At 70.0% G+C, this 19,025-nt stretch carries 18 protein-coding genes; 11 read left to right on the forward strand and 7 right to left on the reverse strand.

Annotated elements, in window-relative coordinates:
• The first annotated feature begins 120 nt into the window (after positions 1 to 120).
• The 3 genes from AC067Z_RS24215 to AC067Z_RS24225 all read left to right on the forward strand — a co-directional run bounded on the left by AC067Z_RS24215 (position 121) and on the right by AC067Z_RS24225 (position 4,105).
• Positions 121 to 2,634, forward strand: a complete 2,514-nt coding sequence (locus AC067Z_RS24215) for a DEAD/DEAH box helicase (protein WP_478791674.1) — start codon at positions 121 to 123, stop codon at positions 2,632 to 2,634.
• A gap of 26 nt (positions 2,635 to 2,660) precedes the next feature.
• Positions 2,661 to 3,533, forward strand: coding sequence for an acyl-CoA thioesterase (locus AC067Z_RS24220; protein WP_478791675.1), 873 nt, complete (start codon positions 2,661 to 2,663; stop codon positions 3,531 to 3,533).
• Between the two features lie 86 nt (positions 3,534 to 3,619).
• Positions 3,620 to 4,105 carry a glutathione peroxidase gene (locus tag AC067Z_RS24225; RefSeq protein ID WP_478791676.1) on the forward strand — a complete coding sequence of 162 codons (486 nt, stop codon included), beginning with the start codon at positions 3,620 to 3,622 and terminating at the stop codon, positions 4,103 to 4,105.
• 51 nt (positions 4,106 to 4,156) lie between these two features.
• Here the strand turns inward: AC067Z_RS24225 and AC067Z_RS24230 are convergent, their stop codons facing one another.
• Positions 4,157 to 5,386 (reverse strand): acyl-CoA dehydrogenase family protein, encoded by a 1,230-nt coding sequence (locus tag AC067Z_RS24230; protein WP_478791677.1) that lies wholly within the window; start codon positions 5,384 to 5,386, stop codon positions 4,157 to 4,159.
• Between the two features lie 161 nt (positions 5,387 to 5,547).
• Between AC067Z_RS24230 and AC067Z_RS24235 the strand changes: the two genes are divergently transcribed.
• Entirely contained in the window at positions 5,548 to 6,180 is a 633-nt protein-coding gene (locus tag AC067Z_RS24235; RefSeq protein ID WP_478791678.1) for a TetR/AcrR family transcriptional regulator, read from the forward strand.
• A gap of 58 nt (positions 6,181 to 6,238) precedes the next feature.
• Here AC067Z_RS24235 and def read toward each other — a convergent pair whose 3' ends face one another.
• The gene (gene def, locus AC067Z_RS24240) at positions 6,239 to 6,802 is read right to left on the reverse strand and encodes a peptide deformylase (protein WP_478791679.1); all 564 of its coding nucleotides are present in this window, start codon (positions 6,800 to 6,802) and stop codon (positions 6,239 to 6,241) included.
• A 115-nt stretch (positions 6,803 to 6,917) separates the two neighbouring features.
• Between def and AC067Z_RS24245 the strand changes: the two genes are divergently transcribed.
• The 5 genes from AC067Z_RS24245 (at position 6,918) to AC067Z_RS24265 (ending at position 11,504) form a co-directional block, all read left to right on the forward strand.
• Positions 6,918 to 8,156: a MurT ligase domain-containing protein gene (locus AC067Z_RS24245; RefSeq protein ID WP_478791680.1), complete on the forward strand. Its 1,239-nt coding sequence runs from the start codon at positions 6,918 to 6,920 to the stop codon at positions 8,154 to 8,156.
• A gap of 30 nt (positions 8,157 to 8,186) precedes the next feature.
• The gene (locus AC067Z_RS24250) at positions 8,187 to 8,918 is read left to right on the forward strand and encodes a type 1 glutamine amidotransferase (RefSeq protein ID WP_478791681.1); all 732 of its coding nucleotides are present in this window, start codon (positions 8,187 to 8,189) and stop codon (positions 8,916 to 8,918) included.
• Positions 8,919 to 9,105: 187 nt separating this feature from the next.
• On the forward strand, positions 9,106 to 10,131 hold the full coding sequence (locus AC067Z_RS24255; RefSeq protein WP_478791682.1) for a 6-phosphofructokinase: 1,026 nt from the start codon (positions 9,106 to 9,108) through the stop codon (positions 10,129 to 10,131).
• A 129-nt stretch (positions 10,132 to 10,260) separates the two neighbouring features.
• Positions 10,261 to 11,211 (forward strand): cytochrome c oxidase assembly protein, encoded by a 951-nt coding sequence (locus AC067Z_RS24260; protein ID WP_478791683.1) that lies wholly within the window; start codon positions 10,261 to 10,263, stop codon positions 11,209 to 11,211.
• 134 nt (positions 11,212 to 11,345) lie between these two features.
• Positions 11,346 to 11,504, forward strand: coding sequence for a hypothetical protein (locus AC067Z_RS24265; RefSeq protein ID WP_478791684.1), 159 nt, complete (start codon positions 11,346 to 11,348; stop codon positions 11,502 to 11,504).
• 32 nt (positions 11,505 to 11,536) lie between these two features.
• On the opposite strand, the gene AC067Z_RS24270 is transcribed toward AC067Z_RS24265, so the two are convergent.
• Entirely contained in the window at positions 11,537 to 11,959 is a 423-nt protein-coding gene (locus tag AC067Z_RS24270) for an SSI family serine proteinase inhibitor (protein WP_478791685.1), read from the reverse strand.
• A gap of 176 nt (positions 11,960 to 12,135) precedes the next feature.
• On the reverse strand, positions 12,136 to 12,486 hold the full coding sequence (locus AC067Z_RS24275; protein ID WP_478791686.1) for a PRC-barrel domain containing protein: 351 nt from the start codon (positions 12,484 to 12,486) through the stop codon (positions 12,136 to 12,138).
• A 186-nt stretch (positions 12,487 to 12,672) separates the two neighbouring features.
• Between AC067Z_RS24275 and AC067Z_RS24280 the strand changes: the two genes are divergently transcribed.
• Entirely contained in the window at positions 12,673 to 14,901 is a 2,229-nt protein-coding gene (locus AC067Z_RS24280) for an FUSC family protein (RefSeq protein ID WP_478791687.1), read from the forward strand.
• Here AC067Z_RS24280 and AC067Z_RS24285 read toward each other — a convergent pair.
• From AC067Z_RS24285 to AC067Z_RS24295, 3 genes are all read right to left on the reverse strand, one after another.
• On the reverse strand, positions 14,834 to 15,790 hold the full coding sequence (locus tag AC067Z_RS24285; RefSeq protein WP_478791688.1) for a hypothetical protein: 957 nt from the start codon (positions 15,788 to 15,790) through the stop codon (positions 14,834 to 14,836). The two genes, AC067Z_RS24280 and AC067Z_RS24285, sit on opposite strands and share 68 nt — an antisense overlap.
• Before the next feature lie 154 nt (positions 15,791 to 15,944).
• Entirely contained in the window at positions 15,945 to 16,634 is a 690-nt protein-coding gene (locus AC067Z_RS24290; RefSeq protein WP_478791689.1) for a class F sortase, read from the reverse strand.
• A gap of 145 nt (positions 16,635 to 16,779) precedes the next feature.
• Positions 16,780 to 17,826 carry a hypothetical protein gene (locus tag AC067Z_RS24295; RefSeq protein WP_478791690.1) on the reverse strand — a complete coding sequence of 349 codons (1,047 nt, stop codon included), beginning with the start codon at positions 17,824 to 17,826 and terminating at the stop codon, positions 16,780 to 16,782.
• Positions 17,827 to 18,159: 333 nt separating this feature from the next.
• Between AC067Z_RS24295 and AC067Z_RS24300 the strand changes: the two genes are divergently transcribed.
• Positions 18,160 to 18,882 carry a lysophospholipid acyltransferase family protein gene (locus tag AC067Z_RS24300; RefSeq protein ID WP_478791691.1) on the forward strand — a complete coding sequence of 241 codons (723 nt, stop codon included), beginning with the start codon at positions 18,160 to 18,162 and terminating at the stop codon, positions 18,880 to 18,882.
• Positions 18,883 to 19,025: the final 143 nt, after the last annotated feature.

The following is a 19,025-nucleotide window of genomic DNA, read 5'->3' on the forward strand; positions in this document are numbered from 1 at the left end:
TGCGTTTCCCGCCCCATTGTTCTTGTGCCGAACCCCAGTTGACAGGGCAGCGTATCGGTAGCGATCTTCGCCGCGACCTCCGGTTCCCTCATCCGGGCGGAAGGCAGGCAAGATGGGGGCGTGACCCTTATCGATCAGCTGCCGCCCGAAGCCGACCCCGATGCCCTCTTCGATGCCTTCTCCTCGTGGGCCGAGGAGCGGGGTATCACGCTCTACCCGGCTCAGGAGGAGGCCCTGATCGAGGTGGTCTCGGGGGCGAACGTCATCCTGTCGACGCCCACCGGATCGGGAAAGAGCCTGGTCGCCGCAGGTGCGCATTTCGCGGCGTTGGCCAAGGACCAGGTCACGTTCTACACCGCGCCGATCAAGGCGCTGGTGTCGGAGAAGTTCTTCGATCTGTGCAAGCTGTTCGGCACGGAGAACGTCGGCATGCTGACCGGCGACGCGTCGGTCAACGCCGACGCCCCCGTCATCTGCTGCACCGCCGAGGTGCTGGCGTCGATCGCGCTGCGCGACGGCAGGAACGCCGACATCGGCCAGGTCGTGATGGACGAGTTCCACTTCTATGCGGAGCCGGATCGCGGCTGGGCGTGGCAGATCCCGCTGCTGGAACTGCCGCAGGCGCAGTTCGTCCTGATGTCGGCGACGCTCGGCGACGTGTCGATGTTCGAGAAGGATCTGACCCGTCGCACGGGCAGGCCCACCTCGGTCGTGCGGTCGGCGACGCGGCCGGTCCCGCTGTCGTACGACTACGAGCTCACGCCGATCACGGAGACGCTGACCGAGCTGCTGGAGACGAAGCAGGCGCCGGTCTACATCGTGCACTTCACGCAGGCGCAGGCGGTCGAGCGGGCGCAGTCGCTGATGAGCATCAACATGTGCTCCCGCGAGGAGAAGGACAAGATCGCCGAGCTGATCGGCAACTTCCGCTTCACCACCAAGTTCGGCAAGAACCTGTCCCGTTATGTGCGGCACGGCATCGGGGTGCACCACGCGGGCATGCTGCCGAAGTACCGCAGGCTCGTCGAGAAGCTCGCGCAGGCGGGCCTGTTGAAGGTCATCTGCGGCACGGACACACTGGGCGTCGGCGTCAATGTCCCCATCCGCACGGTGCTGTTCACCGCGCTCACCAAGTACGACGGCACCCGGGTGCGGACGCTGCGGGCCCGAGAGTTCCACCAGATCGCGGGGCGGGCGGGGCGTGCCGGTTTCGACACCGCCGGTTTCGTCGTCGCGCAGGCGCCCGAGCATGTCATCGAGAACGAGAAGGCACTCGCGAAGGCGGGTGACGACCCGAAGAAGCGCCGCAAGGTGGTCAGGAAGAAGGCGCCCGAGGGCTTCGTCGCCTGGTCGGACAGTACGTTCGAGAAGCTGATCGCCTCCGAGCCCGAGCCGCTGACCTCCCGTTTCCGGGTCACCAACATCATGCTGCTCTCGGTGATCGCCCGACCGGGCAACGCCTTCGAGGCCATGCGCCGGCTGCTGGAGGACAACCACGAGCCGCGCAAGGCGCAGCTGCGCCACATCCGCCGGGCCATTGCCATCTACCGGTCGCTGCTCGACGGCGGAGTGGTGGAGCAGTTGGAGAAGCCCGACGCGGAGGGTCGCACCATCCGGCTCACCGTCGACCTCCAGCAGGACTTCGCGCTCAACCAGCCGCTGTCGACGTTCGCCCTCGCCGCCTTCGACCTGCTGGACCCGGAGTCCCCGTCGTACGCCCTGGACATGGTCTCCGTCGTCGAGTCGACGCTCGACGATCCGCGTCAGATCCTCGCCGCCATGCAGAACAAGGCGCGCGGTGAGGCGGTCGGCAGGATGAAGGCGGACGGCGTCGAGTACGAGGAGCGTATGGAGCGGCTCCAGGACATCTCGTACCCGAAGCCGCTGGAGGAGCTGCTGTGGCACGCGTACAACGTCTACAAGAAGTCGCACCCCTGGGTCGGTGACCACCCGGTCTCGCCGAAATCCGTCATCCGCGACATGTACGAACGGGCGCTGACCTTCACGGAGTTCACCTCCTGGTACGAGCTCGCGCGCACCGAGGGCATCGTGCTGCGCTACCTGGCGAGTGCGTACAAGGCGCTCGACCACACCATCCCCGACGACCTCAAGACCGAGGACCTGGAGGATCTGATCGCCTGGCTGGGCGAGATGGTGCGCCAGGTCGACTCCAGCCTGCTGGACGAGTGGGAGCAGCTGGCCAACCCGGAGGTGGAGACCGCCGAGGAGGCTCAGGAGAAGGCCGACCAGGTCAAGCCGGTCACGGCCAACGCGCGCGCCTTCCGTGTCCTGGTCCGCAACGCCATGTTCCGCCGCGTGGAGCTGGCGGCCCTCGACCAGGTCGGCGAACTGGGTGAGATGGACGCCGAGTCCGGCTGGGACGAGGACGCGTGGGGCGAGGCGATGGACGCGTACTGGGACGAGTACGACGACCTGGGTACGGGTCCTGACGCCCGCGGTCCGAAGCTCCTCGCGATCGAGGAGGACGCCGAGCACGGCCTGTGGCGCGTGCGTCAGACCTTCGCGGACCCCAACGGCGACCATGACTGGGGCATCAGTGCGGAGGTCGACCTCGCGGCCTCGGACGAGGAAGGCCGGGCGGTCGTGCGTGTCACCTCCGTCGGACAGCTCTGACCAGGAATCCCGAGAGGATCTCACCGATGACGAACCCGGCCGAGCGGCTGGTCGATCTGCTCGATCTGGAGCAGATCGAGGTCAACATCTTCCGCGGGCGCAGCCCCAACGAGTCCTTGCAGCGTGTCTTCGGCGGTCAGGTGGCGGGCCAGGCCCTGGTGGCGGCCGGCCGGACGACCGACGGCGAGCGCCCGGTGCACTCGCTTCACGCCTACTTCCTGCGTCCGGGCATCCCCGGGGTGCCGATCGTCTACCAGGTGGAGCGGGTGCGGGACGGGCGCTCGTTCACGACACGCCGGACGACCGCCATTCAGCAAGGTAAGACAATCTTCAACCTGACGGCGTCCTTCCACCGTCCGGAGGCCGGCAGCATCGAGCACCAGCTGCCGCCACGGCTGGAGTTCCCCGACCCCGAGTCACTGCCCAATCTGGCCACCGAGATCCGCGAACACCTGGGCGCGCTGCCGGAGTCGCTGGAGCGTATGGCGCGCCGGCAGCCGTTCGACATCCGCTATGTGGACCGGCTGCGCTGGACACAGGAGCAGATCAAGGACGCGGATCCGCGCAGTGCGGTGTGGATGCGGGCAGTGGGCCCGCTGGGCGACGATCCGCTGGTGCACACCTGCGCGCTCACGTATGCGAGCGACATGACGCTGCTGGACGCGGTCCGCATCCCCGTCGAGCCGCTGTGGGGTCCGCGCGGCTTCGACATGGCGTCGCTGGACCATGCGATGTGGTTCCACCGCCCGTTCCGGGCCGACGAGTGGTTCCTGTACGACCAGGAGTCACCGATCTCCACGGGCGGGCGCGGCCTCGCCCGCGGCAGGATCTACAACCGGGCCGGCGAGCTCCTGGTGTCGGTGGTGCAGGAAGGGCTGTTCCGCAGGCTGGACGGCTGAACCGCGTCGCCCTGCGCCCGACGGCCACGGCTGCCGCACGGACTGATAGGAATCGGATGAACCCCACAGGCAAGAAGGAGCCCCATATGTCCCTGCACGACATCCCGCTGCGCACGCTTTCCGGTGACGAGACGTCGCTCCGCGACCATCACGGCAAGGCCGTGCTCGTGGTGAACGTGGCATCCAAGTGCGGCCTGACGCCGCAGTACGAGGGGCTCGAACGACTGCAGAAGCTGTACGGCGAGCGCGGATTCACGGTGCTCGGTGTGCCGTGCAACCAGTTCGCGGGGCAGGAGCCCGGCAGCGCGGAGGAGATCGGCGCCTTCTGCTCGGCGACGTACGGAGTCACGTTCCCGATGCTGGAGAAGACCGAGGTGAACGGGGCCGACCGGCACCCGCTCTACACGGAGCTGACCAAGGTCGCGGACGCCGACGGCGAGGCCGGCGACGTCCAGTGGAACTTCGAGAAGTTCCTGATCTCGCCGCAGGGTGAGGTCACCCGCTTCCGGCCGCGCACGGAACCGGAGGCACCCGAGGTCGTGGCCGCCATCGAGGCGCAGCTGTCGGCATGACGGCCGCAGGCCCCTTCCGCCCGCGGCGGAAGGGGCCTGCGCACGCTCCGGTCAGCGGATCGGCATGCCCGAGAGGGTGCGGGCGATGACGAGGCGCTGGATCTCGCTCGTGCCCTCGAAGATCGTGTAGATCGCGGCGTCGCGGTGCATGCGCTCCACCGGGTACTCACGGGTGAAGCCGTTGCCGCCGAGGATCTGGATGGCCTGGGCGGTGACCTTCTTCGCTGTCTCGCTGGCGAACAGCTTCGACATGGAGCCCTCGGCCGAGGTGAACGGCTTGCCGACGGTCGCCATCCAGGAGGCGCGCCAGACCAGCAGCCGTGCCGCGTCGATCTGGGTGCGCATGTCGGCGAGCTGGAAGGCGACGCCCTGGTTGTCGATGATCGGGCGGCCGAACTGCTCGCGCGTCTTCGCGTACTCCAGCGCCTCCTCGTACGCGGCACGGGCGGTGCCCACCGCCATCGCACCGACGGCCGGGCGGGACGCCTCGAAGGTGGCCATCGCCGCGTTCTTGACCCTCTCGCCGCCGCCCGCCTTCGCACGCTCGCGGGCCTTCGCCAGTCGCTCGTCGAGCTTCTCCTTGCCGCCGAGCAGGCAGTGGCCGGGGACGCGGGCGTCCTCCAGCACGACCTCGGCGGTGTGCGAGGCGCGGATCCCGTGCTTCTTGAACTTCTGCCCCTGGGAGAGGCCGGGGGTCCCCGGGGGAACGATGAAGGAGGCGTGCCCCTTGGAGCCGAGCCCGGGGTCGACGGACGCGACGACGACATGGACGTTGGCGATGCCGCCGTTGGTCGCCCAGGTCTTGGTGCCGTTGAGGACCCATTCGTCCTTGGCCTCGTCGTACACCGCACGGGTCCGCATCGCCGACACGTCGCTGCCGGCGTCGGGCTCGGAGGAGCAGAAAGCGGCGACCTTCACATCGTTCGCGTCGCCGTACATCTGCGGGATCCAGGTGCCGATCTGCTCCTCGGTGCCGTTGGCGATCACGCCGACTGCCGCGAGACCGGTCCCGACGATCGACAGGGCGATGCCCGCGTCGCCCCAGAACAGCTCCTCCATCGTCATCGGGATGCCGAGGCCGGTGGGGTCGAAGAACTGTTGCGCGTAGAAGTCCAGGGAGTAGATTCCGAGCTTCGCCGCCTCCTGGATGACGGGCCAGGGGGTCTCCTCGCGCTCGTCCCATTCCGCGGCCGCCGGGCGCATCACATCCTTGGCAAAGCCGTTCAGCCAATCACGGACCTGCTTCTGGTCCTCATTGAGATCGAGCGTGAACTCGGCCATGTCCCCTCCAGCCCTACGGCGCCCACCAGCGCGTTACTTGCGGTAACCGAAGTCTGTTACCGGGTAGTAGCCCGTGTCAACCGAGGCCACCGGATCACAGGTCGGAGAAGGGGGTGTTACCTTGCGCGTCACGCAATCGCAAGGGCGGGGAGAGACGAATCATGGAGACCACACATCACCGGTCGGGGGACCAGCGGCGACGGGAGCTGCTCGAAGCAGCAGACCGGGTGGTGCTCCGCGACGGACCGCAGGCCTCCATGAACGCCATCGCCGCGGAAGCGGGCATCACCAAGCCGATCCTCTACCGGCACTTCGGGGACAAGGGCGGGCTCTACCGTGCACTGGCCAAGCGTCACACCGATGCGCTGCTGAGGGCGTTGCAGGTGGCGGTGGACGCGGACGTCGACCGCCGGCAGCGGGTGGCGGGCACGCTGGACACGTACCTCGCCGCGATCGAGGCGCGTCCGCAGGTGTACCGGTTCCTGATGCACCCGGCCGAGGACAACCAGCCCTCGGAGCAGGCCTTCGACGTCGGCCGTCACTCCGCGCCGCTGCTGCGCCGCCTCGGCGAGGAGCTGGGCAAGGTGATCGCCGACCGCGTCGACCTCGGCCCCGGCGGGGACCTGGTGGCCCGGGTGTGGGGCCACGGCGTGATCGGCATGATGCACGCGGCCGGCGACTGGTGGCTGGGCGAACGCCCGTGCTCGCGAAGCGAGTTGGTGGAGAGCCTGACGGACCTGCTGTGCGGGCGCCTCTTCGAGGCGGAGGACCGGGCGGACGGCCCGGGGTTCTGAGGGGTCGGCGAAGGCACAGGGGGTTGGAGGCGCGGGCCGGTGCGACCGGCGAACACCGTCACCGCACCCGCGCCACCCCCGCCTGAGTCCCCCACGGCGCCCTTCGCACCCCGCGCGCCGCCCGCCCGCGACGCCACCCCGTGAGGCGGTCCGTGTACACCGTCCCCTCCAGGTGGTCGCACTCGTGCTGCAGGCACCGCGCGAAGAAGCCCGTGCCCTCCACCCGGACCGGTTCGCCCGTCAGCGTCACGCCCTCGACGACCGCGCGGTCGAAGCGTTCCGTGGCCGATTCCAGTCCCGGCAGCGACAGACAGCCCTCCGGGCCGCGGACCGTCACACCGTCCGCCTCCACCAGGCGCGGGTTGACGACATGTCCGAGGTGGCGGACGTCCTCGTCGTCGGGGCAGTCGTAGACGAAGACGCGCAGCGGGACGCCGACCTGGTTCGCCGCGAGGCCGACACCCTGCGCCGCGTACATCGTCGCGAACATGTCCTCGACAAGCCGGGCCAGGGAGGGGCCGAAGTCGGTGACGGGCTCGCAGGGAGCGTGCAGAGCCGGGGCGCCGAGCAGGCTCATGGGCCTGACGAGTCCGGAACTGCCGGGGATGGGCCGGTTTCGCATGGCGTCAGCGTACGTTCCCCCGTGACCTCCACGTTTTCCGACGGTGCCGCGGTACGGGGTCCCGACCGGACCTCGATAGGCTGACTCCCGACCGATGCAAGGAGGATCAAGGACGATGTCAGGCAACTCGGAGCCCCTGACGCCGCGTGCCAAGCTGGCCGTGACGGCAGGCAAGGCCGCAGCAGCGGTGTCCCGCGCCGCCGGACGCGGCAGCGGATCGGTGATCGGCGGCCGGGTGGCGCTCAAGCTCGACCCCGATCTGCTGGGACGGCTCGCGCAGCACCTGGACGTGGTCCTCGTGTCGGCGACCAACGGCAAGACCACCACCACGAGGCTGATCGCGGAGGCGCTTGGCGCCAGCGGCCCGGTCGTCTCCAACGCGCTCGGCGCCAACATGCCGGCAGGCATCACCTCCGCGCTGGCGGGCGGTTCGGACGCCAGGTTCGGCGTGATCGAGGTGGACGAAAAGTACCTCGCCGGTGTGGCGCGGGACGTGACCCCGAAGGCGATCGCGCTGCTCAACCTCTCGCGCGACCAGCTGGACCGTGCCGCCGAGACCCGGATGCTGGCCGAGAAGTGGCGTGAGGGCCTCTCGGGCTCGAAGGCCACCGTCATCGCCAACGCCGACGATCCGCTCGTCGTCTGGGCCGCCTCCTCCTCCCCCAACGTCGTGTGGGTGGCCGCCGGCCAGGAGTGGAAGGACGACGCCTGGTCCTGCCCGTCCTGCGGCGGTGTGATGCAGCGCCCCGGGGACGACTGGTTCTGCGGCGAGTGCGGTTTCCGCCGCCCGGCCCCCAGCTGGGTGCTCAGCGGCGACCACGTGCTGGACCCGCACGGCTCCGCGTGGCCGATCCACCTCCAGCTGCCCGGGCGCGCCAACAAGGCGAACGCCGCCACGTCGGCCGCGGTCGCCGCGTGCTTCGGTGTGCCGCCGCAGGTCGCCCTGGAGCGCATGTACCAGGTACAGGCCGTCGCGGGCCGGTACGACGTCGTCTCCTTCCTCGGCCGTGACGTCCGCCTGCTGCTGGCGAAGAACCCGGCCGGCTGGCTGGAGACGTTCTCGCTGATCGACCCGCCGCCGACCCCGGTGATCCTCTCCGTCAACGCCCGGGGCGCGGACGGCACGGACACCTCCTGGCTGTGGGACGTCGACTACACCCGGCTCGCCGGCCACCCGATCTTCGTGATCGGCGACCGCAGGCTCGACCTCGCGGTCCGCCTCGAGGTCGCGGGTCTGGACTTCCGGGTGTGCGAGTCCGTCGACGAGGCCGTGCAGTCGGCCCCGCCCGGCCGGATCGAGCTGATCGCCAACTACACCGCCTTCCAGGACGTACGCCGCCGCGTCGGCAACTGAGCAGCGGACGGACGAAAAGGACCTATGAGAATGAGTGACAGCAGCCTCCGTCTGGTGTGGGTCTACCCGGACCTGCTCAGCACCTACGGTGACCAGGGCAACGCGCTCGTCGTCGAACGCCGCGCCCGCCAGCGCGGACTCGGCGTGCAGCGTGTCGACGTGCGCAGCGACCAGCCGGTGCCCACGTCCGGTGACATCTATCTGATCGGCGGCGGCGAGGACCGCCCGCAGCGGCTCGCGGCCGAGCGGCTGCGCCGCGACGGCGGTCTGAGCCGGGCGGCGTCCAACGGCGCGATCATCTTCTCGGTCTGCGCCGGCTACCAGATCCTCGGCCACGAGTTCATCAACGACCTCGGTGAGCGCGAGCCGGGCCTCGGGCTGATCGACGTCGTCTCCACGCGCGGCGAGGGCGAGCGCTGTGTGGGCGACGTACTGGCCGACATCGACCCGCAGTTGGGGCTGCCCCAGCTGACGGGCTTCGAGAACCACCAGGGCATCACGCATCTCGGCCCGACGGCTCGGCCGTTCGCCCGCACGGTCCTCGGCCGGGGCAACGGCACGGGTGACGGCACCGAGGGCGCTTACAACGACACGGTGTTCGGCACCTACATGCACGGTCCCGTGATGGCACGCAACCCGCAGATCGCGGACCTGCTGCTGAAGCTGGCCCTCGATGTGAACGCGCTGCCGCCGACCGACGACCGGTGGTACGAGGCGCTGCGCGCGGAGCGGATCGCCGCCGCCACGGCCCAACCCGCCTGAGGCCCTTTCCGCTCAGGCGAGCGCACCTTCTGACGGGCCCTTCGCTCAGCCGAGCGGGGGGCTTTCGTCGTGGTCCCACCAGTCGGACGCCCGTTTCTGACCCGCCACTGTGCGCCGGTAGGGTGGCGGGGATCCAACCGGACGACGTGGTCCGGGAGTCGGCCCACGTTGTAAAGGTTCTCGGGCTATGCGCATTGGTGTGCTCACCTCCGGCGGCGACTGCCCCGGTCTGAACGCCGTCATCCGTTCCGTCGTGCACCGTGCCGTCGTCGACCACGGCGACGAGGTCATCGGGTTCCACGACGGCTGGAAGGGCCTCCTGGAGTGCGACTACCGCAAGCTCGACCTCGACGCGGTGGGCGGCATCCTCGCCCGGGGCGGCACGATCCTCGGTTCCTCCCGCGTCCAGCCGGCGCATCTGCGCGACGGTGTGGAGCGGGCCAAGGGCCACGTCGCCGACCTCGGTCTCGACGCGATCATCCCGATCGGCGGTGAGGGCACGCTCAAGGCGGCGAACCTGCTGTCCGAGGCCGGGCTGCCGATCGTGGGAGTGCCGAAGACGATCGACAACGACATCGCGTCGACCGACGTCACCTTCGGCTTCGACACGGCCGTCGGGGTCGCGACCGAGGCGCTCGACCGGCTGAAGACGACCGCCGAGTCGCACCAGCGGGTGCTGATCGTGGAGGTCATGGGCCGGCACACCGGCTGGATCGCACTGCACTCGGGCATGGCGGCGGGTGCGCACGCGATCGTCGTCCCTGAGCGGCCGTTCGACATCGGCGAGCTGACCGCACGGGTCGGCGAGCGTTTCTCGGCGGGCAAGAAGTTCGCCATCGTCGTCGTGGCCGAGGGCGCGAAGCCCCGCGAGGGCACGATGCGCTGGAACGAGGGCGGCAAGGACATCTACGGGCACGAGCGCTTCGTGGGTGTGGCGACGCAGCTCTCCGTCGAGCTGGAGCAGCGGCTCGGCAAGGAGGCCCGTGCGGTGATCCTCGGCCACGTCCAGCGCGGCGGTACGCCGACCGCCTACGACCGTGTGCTCGCGACGCGCTTCGGCTGGCACGCCGTGGAGGCGGCGCACCGCGGCGAGTTCGGGATGCTGACGGCGCTGCGCGGCACGGACATCGTGATGGTGCCGCTCGCCGAGGCGACCAGCACGCTGAAGACGGTCCCGGCGGAGCGCTACGCCGAGGCGGAGTGCGTCCTCTGACCACCGTTGCCGAATGCGTACGGAAGTGAAGGAACTGCCCCCGGTCGCGGCTGCGACCGGGGGCAGTTCTAGTCTGGTGCGGCAAGCGGACAACCCGTACGAATCAGGAAGCCCTCCGGGAGTGCACAGATGGATCACAGCGGGCACGGCACGACGATGGATCTGCCGCCGTTCACGCTGGGGCGGGGGCTCGAGTTCTCACCGGACGCCTTCTTCCTCATCGGCTGCCTGCTGGCACTCGGGTTCTACGGCTGGGGCGTCCTGCGGCTGCGCGGACGGGGTGACAGCTGGCCGGTGCACCGCACGGTGCTGTTCACCGTCGGAGTGCTGAGCATCGCGCTGGTGATGTGCACCGGGCTGAACGACTACGGCATGGTCATGTTCAGCGTGCACATGGTGCAGCACATGGTGATCAGCATGGTGTCGCCGATCCTGCTGCTGCTGGGCGCGCCGGTGACCCTTGCACTGCGCGCGCTGCCGGTCGCGGGCCGGGGCCGCAAGGGGCCGCGCGAACTGCTGCTGATGCTGCTCCACAGCCGCTACATGCGCATCGTCACGCATCCGGTGTTCACGATTCCGCTGTTCATCGCGAGCCTGTACGGGCTGTACTTCACGCCGCTGTTCGACTTCCTGATGGAGTCGAAGCCGGGCCACATCGCGATGATGGTCCACTTCCTGGCGGTGGGACTGGTGTTCTTCTGGCCGATCATGGGTGTGGACCCGGGGCCGCACCGGCCGGGCTATGTGATGCGGATGCTGGAGCTGTTCGCGGGCATGCCGTTCCACGCGTTCTTCGGGATCGCGCTGATGATGGCGACGCAGCCGATGGTGAAGGCGTACGAGAACCCGCCCGCGTCACTCGGCATCGACGCGCTCACGGACCAGAACGCCGCGGGCGGCATCGCGTGGGCGTTCAGCGAGATCCCCTCGGTGCTGGTGCTGATCGCGCTGGTCTTCCAGTGGTACCGGTCCGACCAGCGGCTGGCCAAGCGGCGCGACCGGGCGGCCGACCGCGACGGCGACAAGGAGCTCGAGGCGTACAACGCGTACCTGGCCTCGCTCCAGGCGCGCAGCCGCTAGAGTCCTTCGTTCGGATCCGGCCCGACCCGAACGAGCGGCCCCGGCCTCGCGCGGTGCTCACCCGGCAGTAGCGCAACGGGCCGCACAGGGGCGACCATGGTCCTCGACGGTCCCGCCGTCGAAGGAGGGCGCGCATGTCCAGTTCGACGAAGGTCATGGGGGTGCTGACCGTCGGGTCCCTCGTGGTCGTGACGGCGTACACGGCGGCACTGGGCGGCAGCGGCTGGCTGTGGTTCGGCTGGGTGGTGCTCGGCCTGGTGACCATCGGGGTGGTCGCCTCGCGCAGCACCTGAGCCGCCCGCTTCCCGCGGTGGCCGCGGCGCGGTCAGAAGCGGAACACGGCTCCGGTCGAGACGGCCAGATCGCAGGCGTTCGGGAACGTCTTGTGCCACGCGGTCGGTCTGCCACGCCACGCACCGGTGGCGCTCACCGTGACCGGGTTGTACTGCTTCGTGCACGGATGCGGCTCGACCGGCAGCTGGTCCAGGTCACCCCGCGCCTCGTCGAGGGCCGCGCACGCCCCCACGGCGTCCGGGTGCGGTCCGCCCGGCTCGGGACTGCACAACAGCAGCACACCGCGGACCCAGGTGTTCTCCGCACCCGACACGGTCAGGAACAGTCCGCGCGGCGGTGCCGGCTGCGCCTCCCGCTCCGGCGCCGGGGACGCCACGGCGGGTACGGCGGCCGACGGGACGGCCGCGGCGACGGCGAGAAGTGCCGCTGCGACAAGGGCTGCGGTGCGGTGCATGCGGTGCTCCTGGCGGGGAAGCCGGCACGCGGCCGGCACGGGCGGGGCGAGCCATAGAGCACCGCTCCGGGCGGCGCGCCGCAATGCGCCGCGCCGCCCGCTGGTACGGTCGGGTGCTCCGGATTGCCCCGTACGGCCCCCGTCGGCTTGCCGAACCGCATGCCGTGCCGTGCACGTCACATGTGCCGGTTCGCGTAGTAGTACTCGATGAGCTGGAGGTAGGCGGTGTCCGCTTCGTGCTTGCCGCTCTCGAACGGCGGGGACTCCTTCACCTCGGCCTTGGTGCACGACACGTGCACGACCTCTTTCTCGGTGTCGATCCGGTCCACCAGCCCGGCCGGCAGCAGCACGCGACGGCCCAGGATCCACGGTCCGGTGTCCACGACGACGTACGACCTGCCCACGTCCTCGGTGTGCCGGTCGATCCTGCCGATCGAACCGTCGGACGCCTCGACCGAGAATCCGGCGAGCTGTGCACCCGGCACATGGGCTGCGGTCTCGGGATAGCCCCAGATGTCGGCTCCCATGGTGGCCTCCTCACCTGCCCCGATGGCCCCCGTTCGACACGATTCGGGTACCCGTGAGCAACTGCCCCATTACCGCCCCGCCCTGCCGACCGCCCCTTGCGAACCGACAATGGGGAGGAGGAACGCGGGTGGGAGGCGCGGCCGGGGGCACGTGCGGACCGCGCGGCGGCGAAAAGGAGCGTGCCCATGCCGGCACCCCGGTCCGCCTCGCAGCGGGCGCAGACGGTGCACCGAGCGGTGCGGGTGACCCTGGCGGCTTCCGCCGGGTTCTATTCGCTCGTGTACGCACTGCACGAGCCCGTGATGGCGCTGTACGCGCTCTTCGGTGCGGTCTCGCTCGGCATGCTCGCCCCGATCCCCGGCTCCGGGCGGCAACGCTCACGGGTCATCCTGCAGGCGCTCCCGGTCGGGCTGGCCCTGGTCGCCCTCGGCACCGTGCTCGCGGTCAGCACGGCGGCCGCCGTGGCCGGGATGCTGGTCGTCGGCTTCATGCTCGCCTTCGCCGCGGCGGGCGGCTCCCGGTCGGCGGGCGCTGCCCCGGGGCTCCAGCTCTTCTACATCCTCGCCTGCTTCCCCCCGTACGCTCCTGACACCCTCCCGCAGCGAATGGCCGGTCTCGCCCTGGGCGTGGGGCTGCTCGCCCTCTGCGAGGTCTTCGTCCTGCCCGCCCCGAGGGCGACCAGCTACCGGTCGCGACTCGCGGACGCGGTCTCGGTCGCCGGAAGCGCCGTCGCGGAGGCGGCTGCCGCGGGTGCTCCTGCCCGGTCGTCGGACGACCTACGCGCCACCAGCCGCGCCCTGCGGCTGTCCTTCCTGCCGCCTGCGGAACGTCCGGCCGGGCCGGGTCGCGCCGACCGCGCCATGGCCCAGGCCGGTGCCGGTGCCCGGCGGCTGCTGGAACAGCTGGCGCGGCTGGCCGAGGCGCCGCCCCGGGACGAGCGTGCCCGCACCGATCCGGCGTCGGCGTCACTGCTGCGACAGGTCGCGGCGGAGTGCGCGGCCACGGCCGACGCCCTGCGCGCAGAGCACCCGGTCGATCGGCCGCGCTCCCTGGAACCGGCAATCCTCGATTTTCACGCGGCACGCAAGCGAGCGGCGGCAGGGGACGCGGGGCCGCCTCCGGTGCCGGTGCTGCGTCATCAGTCGGGTGTCCTGGCACTCGCGGACTCGGCTCTCGTCGTGCGGACCGCGGCCGCGGTCGGCATCGACGGCCGCCGCACCCCGCCGATCCCCCCACGGGGACTGTTCTGGTACACCGAGGCGTCCACCCTCCGGCTGTGGTGGCGGCGGCTGGCGGGCAACGCGACGCTGCGTTCGGTCGTCCTGCAGAACGCCCTCCGCACGGCCGTCGGACTGGGCGCCGCCCGGCTCGTGGCGGGCTCGCTCGATCTGACCCATGGTTTCTGGGTGCTGCTCGCCGTACTCACCCTGGGGCGTACGACCGCGGGTGCGACGTGGGTGGCCGTACGCCAAGCGGTCGTCGGCACTCTCCTCGGCGCGGTGGCGGCGGGTGTGCTGCTGTTCGTCGCAGGACACGATCTTGATGTCTATGCCGCGCTGCTCGCGCCGGCCATGCTCGCCGCGTTCACCCTGGGGCCACTCGCCGGGATCGCGTGGGGGCAGGGTTTGTTCACGCTCGTCGTCTCGTCCGCATTCGCTCAGCTCGCTCCCGCGTCCTGGCAGATCGCGGAGGCCCGGGTGCTGGACGTCGTCGTCGGGTCCACGATCGGGCTGCTCTGCGGGGTGCTCGCCTGGCCGGCCGGAGCCGGCCGGGAGGTGCGCCGCAGCATGGGCAGGCTGCTGGGCTCGGCGGCCCCGCTCGTCACGGCCACGGTCGACGCGGTGCTCACCCCGGCGCGGAGTCGGCCGCCCGTCCCCGGGTCGGCCGTTCCGGACGCCGTCCCACCCGTGCCGGGCACCGGGCCCACGCTGCACAATCTGTGGCTGGCGGAGGCGGCGTACGCGCAGTACCGCAGCGAACCGGGCGGACAAGCGGGTGCCCAGATCGACTGGCATGCGGTGCTCCTCGCCTCCCACCACGTGATGTTCGGCGTGCACTGGCTCCCGCGGTTCGACCGGACGGCGGCCGCCGTCCCGGCCGACGCCGCGTGGTGGGCCCGCACCACCGCGGGCCGCCTCGTCGAGGCGACGGAGGGTGCGGCCGCGTCGTGCACCGGGGAGCGGTTGCCGCCCGCGGAGCCCGTGGCGCCCGTGCGGCTGCCGCCCGGGATGGCGGACGACAGCCCCGAACTGCCGGTGCTCGTCGACCTCGAGTGCTGGATGAACGGCCTCGCCGTCGATCTGGCGCGCATCGAGAGCACGTACGCGGTCTCCGCCGACCGGCCACTCAGTGCCGGTGACCGTCGTCCGCCGGGGCGGGCGGTTGTCCGGCTGCGCCCCCGGCGTGCACGGTGAAGGCGGCGGTGCGGACCTTGCCCTCGTGTCGGAAGTCGAGGAAGAGGCGGTACGCGCCCTTGCTCGGCGCGGTCGCGGTGAACGAGATTTCAGGACCGGGCCTCGTCCGGCCGTCACCGGGCTCGCCGTTCGGATGGACATGCAGATACGCGAGGTCACCGGAGCGCAGCGCGACGAGGTGTCCGTACGCCCCCAGGTACGGCTGCAGATCGGTGACCGGCCTGCCGTGCTTGGCGACGGCGAGCTTCAGCTCGCTGCCCGCACCGGGGCGCAGCGAACCCTTGAGCGTCACCTCGTAGCCGTCGACCGTCACAGTCGCGTCGGGGGCAGGGAGCGGATCGGGAGCGGCGGGACCGGAGACGGCCAGGTCGGCGCCGAGCGTGAGGCCGCGGGCGCCCTTCGTTTCCGGGGTGAAGTCGGCGAAGACCCGGTAGCCGCCGGCCTTGGGCAGGGTGACGGGCGTGGACCACGTCCCGTCGGCTGCGCGGACCGGATGCAGATGCCGATATGTCGTCAGATCACGTGAGGCCACGATGAGATGCAGCTCTTTGTCGTGCTCCTGACGGAAGGCGGTGACGTTGCGGCCGGTGCGCTCGTCCACCACGGCGAAGCTCAGCTCGCCCGTCCTGCCCGCTTCCAGGCGGGCCGGGTCGAGGGCGAGGGCGTAGCCGCCGTCGGAGATCTGCAGGCCGCCCGACACCGAGGCACTGCCCGTCCCGCCCTCCGGGTGCACCGCGCCTCCGGTCCGTGCCGGCGCGGGATGGCTCTCGTGCCGCGCCGGCTGCACGTCCTGCACCACGGGGTCCACGACCGCGCCTACGCCGTACGCCGTCCCGAAGGCGGCCACGACTGCCGCCGCGAAGGCGGTGATCTTGATGCCGCTGTTCATGACCCCACTCCTCGATCCCGGGCCGCTGGATCGCGACCACAGATAACCACAATACCCCTGGGGGGTATCAAGTCAAGCGGAAATCCGCTGGAAAAATACACCCCAGGGGTATAGGCCGCCAGGCGGTGAGCGCCTGCACCGACCGAGCAGCGCGTCAGGCGCGCTTCACCGATTTCAGATGCGCGAAGACGACCAGGTTGTGCGTGTAGTCCTTCACCTTGCGGTCGTAGTCGCCGCTGCATGTGATCAGCCGGAGCTGGGCGTCGGGGGTGTCGGCGTACACACGGTCGTCAGGAAACGCGGCCTTGCTGAAGTTCTCGACGGCGTCGACCTCGAAGGTGGCGACGGAGCCGTCCGCGCGGCCGATCTCCACCCTGTTCCCGGGCTTGAGCAGGCTGAGGCTCACGAACACGGCGGGACCGGTCTTGGTGTCGACATGCCCCGCCACGATCGCCGCACCGCGCTCCCCCGGCGTCACACCCTCCTCGAACCAGCCGACCAGGTTGTCGTCGTCAGCCGGCGGGGCATCCAGCTGACCGGACTTGCCGATGGACAGGCCGGTGAACGGAGCGTCGACCGCGATCGCGGGGATCTTCAGCCGCTTCGGCTCGGACGGCGCGAGCGCGAGGCCGCTCGCGCCGGCCGCACGGGTGGGGGTGCCTGCGGGTGCGCTCGCCGCGGGCCGCACGGCGGCGGGCTTGTCGTCCACGGTGACGCCGAACGAGTTGAAGATCAGCAGGAAGCCGAGACCGACCGCGGCGGCCGGCCAGAGCAAGGCCCGCCCGAACGAGCTGTGGGCGGGGGCGGTCTGCGACGGCACATCCGGTTGCTGCTGCACGGTCATACGGTGGCCTGCCTTTCACGGCCGGCAACGCGGCCACGGTGAGCGGTTCCTATGAGGTGAGGGGCGAGAGTGCCGACGTCGCGGCCGCCGTCCTGTGAGGGGCGGCGGCCGCGACGGTGAGCCCGTGGATGGCGATCCGGAACCGTTACGCGGCGGTTCCGTTCACACCACGACGGCGCACGATGTACGAGCCGGCGCCGACGCCGCCGAGGAGCAGCAGCGCGCCGGCGGCCAGGCCGCCGCCCGACATGGCCGTGCCGCCACCACCGGTGTGCACGCCACCGTTGGGCTTGTCGTAGTCGTCCTTGTCGTCCTTGTCGTGCTTCCAGTCCTTCTTGTCCGAGTCGTAGTCGTCCTTCTTGTCCGAGTCGTAGTCGTCCTTCTTGTCGGAGTCGTAGTCGTCCTTCTTGTCGGACTCGTAGTCGTCCTTCTTGTCGGAGTCGTCCTTGTCCCAGTCGTCGGCGTTGACGCCGGAGAGCGCGCCACCACCGGTGTGGACGCCACCATTGGGCTTGTCGTGGTCGTCCTTGTCGTCCTTGTCGTAATCGTCCTTGTCGTCCTTGTCGTGCTTCCAGTCCTTCTTGTCCGAGTCGTAGTCGTCCTTCTTGTCAGACTCGTCCTTCTTGTCAGACTCGTCCTTCTTGTCGGAGTCGTCCTTGTCCCAGTCGTCGGCGTTGACGCCGGAGAGCGCGCCACCACCGGTGTGGACGCCACCATTGGGCTTGTCGTGGTCGTCCTTGTCGTCCTTGTCGTGCTTCCAGTCCTTCTTGTCCGAGTCGTAGTCGTCCTTCTTGTCAGACTCGTCCTTCTTGTCGGAGTCATCCTTCTTGTCGGAGTCGTCCTTGTCCCAGTCGTCGGCGTTGACGCCGGTGAGCGCGCCACCACCGGTGTGGACGCCACCATTGGGCTTGTCGTGGTCGTCCTTGTCGTCCTTGTCGTAATCGTCCTTGTCGTCCTTGTCGTGCTTCCAGTCCTTCTTGTCCGAGTCGTAGTCGTCCTTCTTGTCGGACTCGTCCTTCTTGTCGGAGTAGCCGTCCTCCTCCTTGTCCGAGTCGTCCTTCTTCTCGGAGCTGGAGCTGGAGGAGTCGTCCTTGCTCCAGTCGTCGGCCGTGATCATCGCGTACGCGGGGCCAGACACGGCCAGGGCCGCGGTGGCCACGGCCGAGGCGAGCAGAATGCGGGCAGAGCGCATGGTGAGCCTTTCCTTGCGTTGCGACTGCGAGGGCCGGCACGTCGCTGGCCCGTCGGATCGCAGTGGCGACGTGATACACCGTCAGTCCGATTCGCGACTCTCACCACCGGAGAGCCTGGCATCCGGGCGACGCTCTGGTCCCGACGGGTGATCTCGGCGCGATATTCACCCGGGGGACTGCACGCCACGCCGAGGGGAGGTTTGACCGCCCGTCACCGCCCTCGCGTGGTTTCGGGCGGAGGCACATGCACATACACTGACCGTCACCAAAACGTGCCATGACCTGGCAGAACGTGGCCCCGGAGTCGATCCGGGCAGTTGGGAGCGCCGGCGGTGTTCTATTACGTGCTCAAATACGTCCTTCTGGGGCCGCTGCTGCGGCTGCTGTTCCGCCCCAGGATCGAGGGACTCGAGCACATCCCCGCCGAGGGCGCGGCGATCGTCGCGGGGAATCATCTGTCGTTCTCCGACCACTTCCTGATGCCGGCGATCCTGAAGCGGCGCATCACCTTTCTGGCCAAGGCCGAGTACTTCACCGGACCGGGCATCAAAGGACGGCTGACGGCGGCGTTCTTCCACAGCGCGGGCCAGATCCCGGTGGACCGTTCCGGCAAGGATGCCGGGCAGGCCGCCATCCGGGAGGGGCTCGGGGTGCTGAGCAAGGACGAGCTGCTGGGCATCTACCCGGAGGGCACCCGCTCGCACGACGGCCGGCTCTACAAGGGCAAGGTGGGTGTCGCGGTGATGGCACTCAAGGCGGGTGTGCCGGTGGTGCCGTGCGCGATGGTCGGAACGTTCGAGATCCAGCCGCCCGGGCAAGCGCTGCCGAAGATCAAGCGAGTGACGGTCCGCTTCGGTGAGCCGCTGGAATTCTCCCGCTACGCGGGCATGGAGAACGAGAAGGCGGCGATCCGCGCGGTCACCGACGAGATCATGTACGCCATTCTGGAGCTGTCCGGCCAGGAGTACGTGGACCGGTACGCCGCCGAGGTGAAGGCCGAGGAGCAGGAACAGCAGCAGCGGCCCAAGAGGTTCCCGCCGCGCCGCAGCCGCTAGGGCGTGTTTCGAAGGTCCCGCCTGGCCTGCGGGCGGACGGCGCTACGTTCGAAACACGCCCCAGGCGATGTCCGGGGCGGATCCGCGCGGGCGGCCGTCACCGCGCGCTCGCCGTACGCCAGGAGGGGGCCGGCCGGATATCG

It is taken from the genome of Streptomyces sp. NPDC043812 (genome assembly GCF_056436245.1).

What these genes read in the sequence shown, in the direction of transcription:
- AC067Z_RS24220 (WP_478791675.1), top strand. Translation starts at nt 2,661, where the DNA reads ATGACGAACCCGGCCGAGCGGCTGGTCGATCTGCTCGATCTGGAGCAG.
- AC067Z_RS24225 (WP_478791676.1), top strand. Translation starts at nt 3,620, where the DNA reads ATGTCCCTGCACGACATCCCGCTGCGCACGCTTTCCGGTGACGAGACG.
- AC067Z_RS24230 (WP_478791677.1), bottom strand. Translation starts at nt 5,386, where the DNA reads ATGGCCGAGTTCACGCTCGATCTCAATGAGGACCAGAAGCAGGTCCGT.
- AC067Z_RS24235 (WP_478791678.1), top strand. Translation starts at nt 5,548, where the DNA reads ATGGAGACCACACATCACCGGTCGGGGGACCAGCGGCGACGGGAGCTG.
- def (WP_478791679.1), bottom strand. Translation starts at nt 6,802, where the DNA reads ATGCGAAACCGGCCCATCCCCGGCAGTTCCGGACTCGTCAGGCCCATG.
- AC067Z_RS24245 (WP_478791680.1), top strand. Translation starts at nt 6,918, where the DNA reads ATGTCAGGCAACTCGGAGCCCCTGACGCCGCGTGCCAAGCTGGCCGTG.
- AC067Z_RS24250 (WP_478791681.1), top strand. Translation starts at nt 8,187, where the DNA reads ATGAGTGACAGCAGCCTCCGTCTGGTGTGGGTCTACCCGGACCTGCTC.
- AC067Z_RS24255 (WP_478791682.1), top strand. Translation starts at nt 9,106, where the DNA reads ATGCGCATTGGTGTGCTCACCTCCGGCGGCGACTGCCCCGGTCTGAAC.
- AC067Z_RS24260 (WP_478791683.1), top strand. Translation starts at nt 10,261, where the DNA reads ATGGATCACAGCGGGCACGGCACGACGATGGATCTGCCGCCGTTCACG.
- AC067Z_RS24265 (WP_478791684.1), top strand. Translation starts at nt 11,346, where the DNA reads ATGTCCAGTTCGACGAAGGTCATGGGGGTGCTGACCGTCGGGTCCCTC.
- AC067Z_RS24270 (WP_478791685.1), bottom strand. Translation starts at nt 11,959, where the DNA reads ATGCACCGCACCGCAGCCCTTGTCGCAGCGGCACTTCTCGCCGTCGCC.
- AC067Z_RS24275 (WP_478791686.1), bottom strand. Translation starts at nt 12,486, where the DNA reads ATGGGAGCCGACATCTGGGGCTATCCCGAGACCGCAGCCCATGTGCCG.
- AC067Z_RS24280 (WP_478791687.1), top strand. Translation starts at nt 12,673, where the DNA reads ATGCCGGCACCCCGGTCCGCCTCGCAGCGGGCGCAGACGGTGCACCGA.
- AC067Z_RS24285 (WP_478791688.1), bottom strand. Translation starts at nt 15,790, where the DNA reads ATGAACAGCGGCATCAAGATCACCGCCTTCGCGGCGGCAGTCGTGGCC.
- AC067Z_RS24290 (WP_478791689.1), bottom strand. Translation starts at nt 16,634, where the DNA reads ATGACCGTGCAGCAGCAACCGGATGTGCCGTCGCAGACCGCCCCCGCC.
- AC067Z_RS24295 (WP_478791690.1), bottom strand. Translation starts at nt 17,826, where the DNA reads ATGCGCTCTGCCCGCATTCTGCTCGCCTCGGCCGTGGCCACCGCGGCC.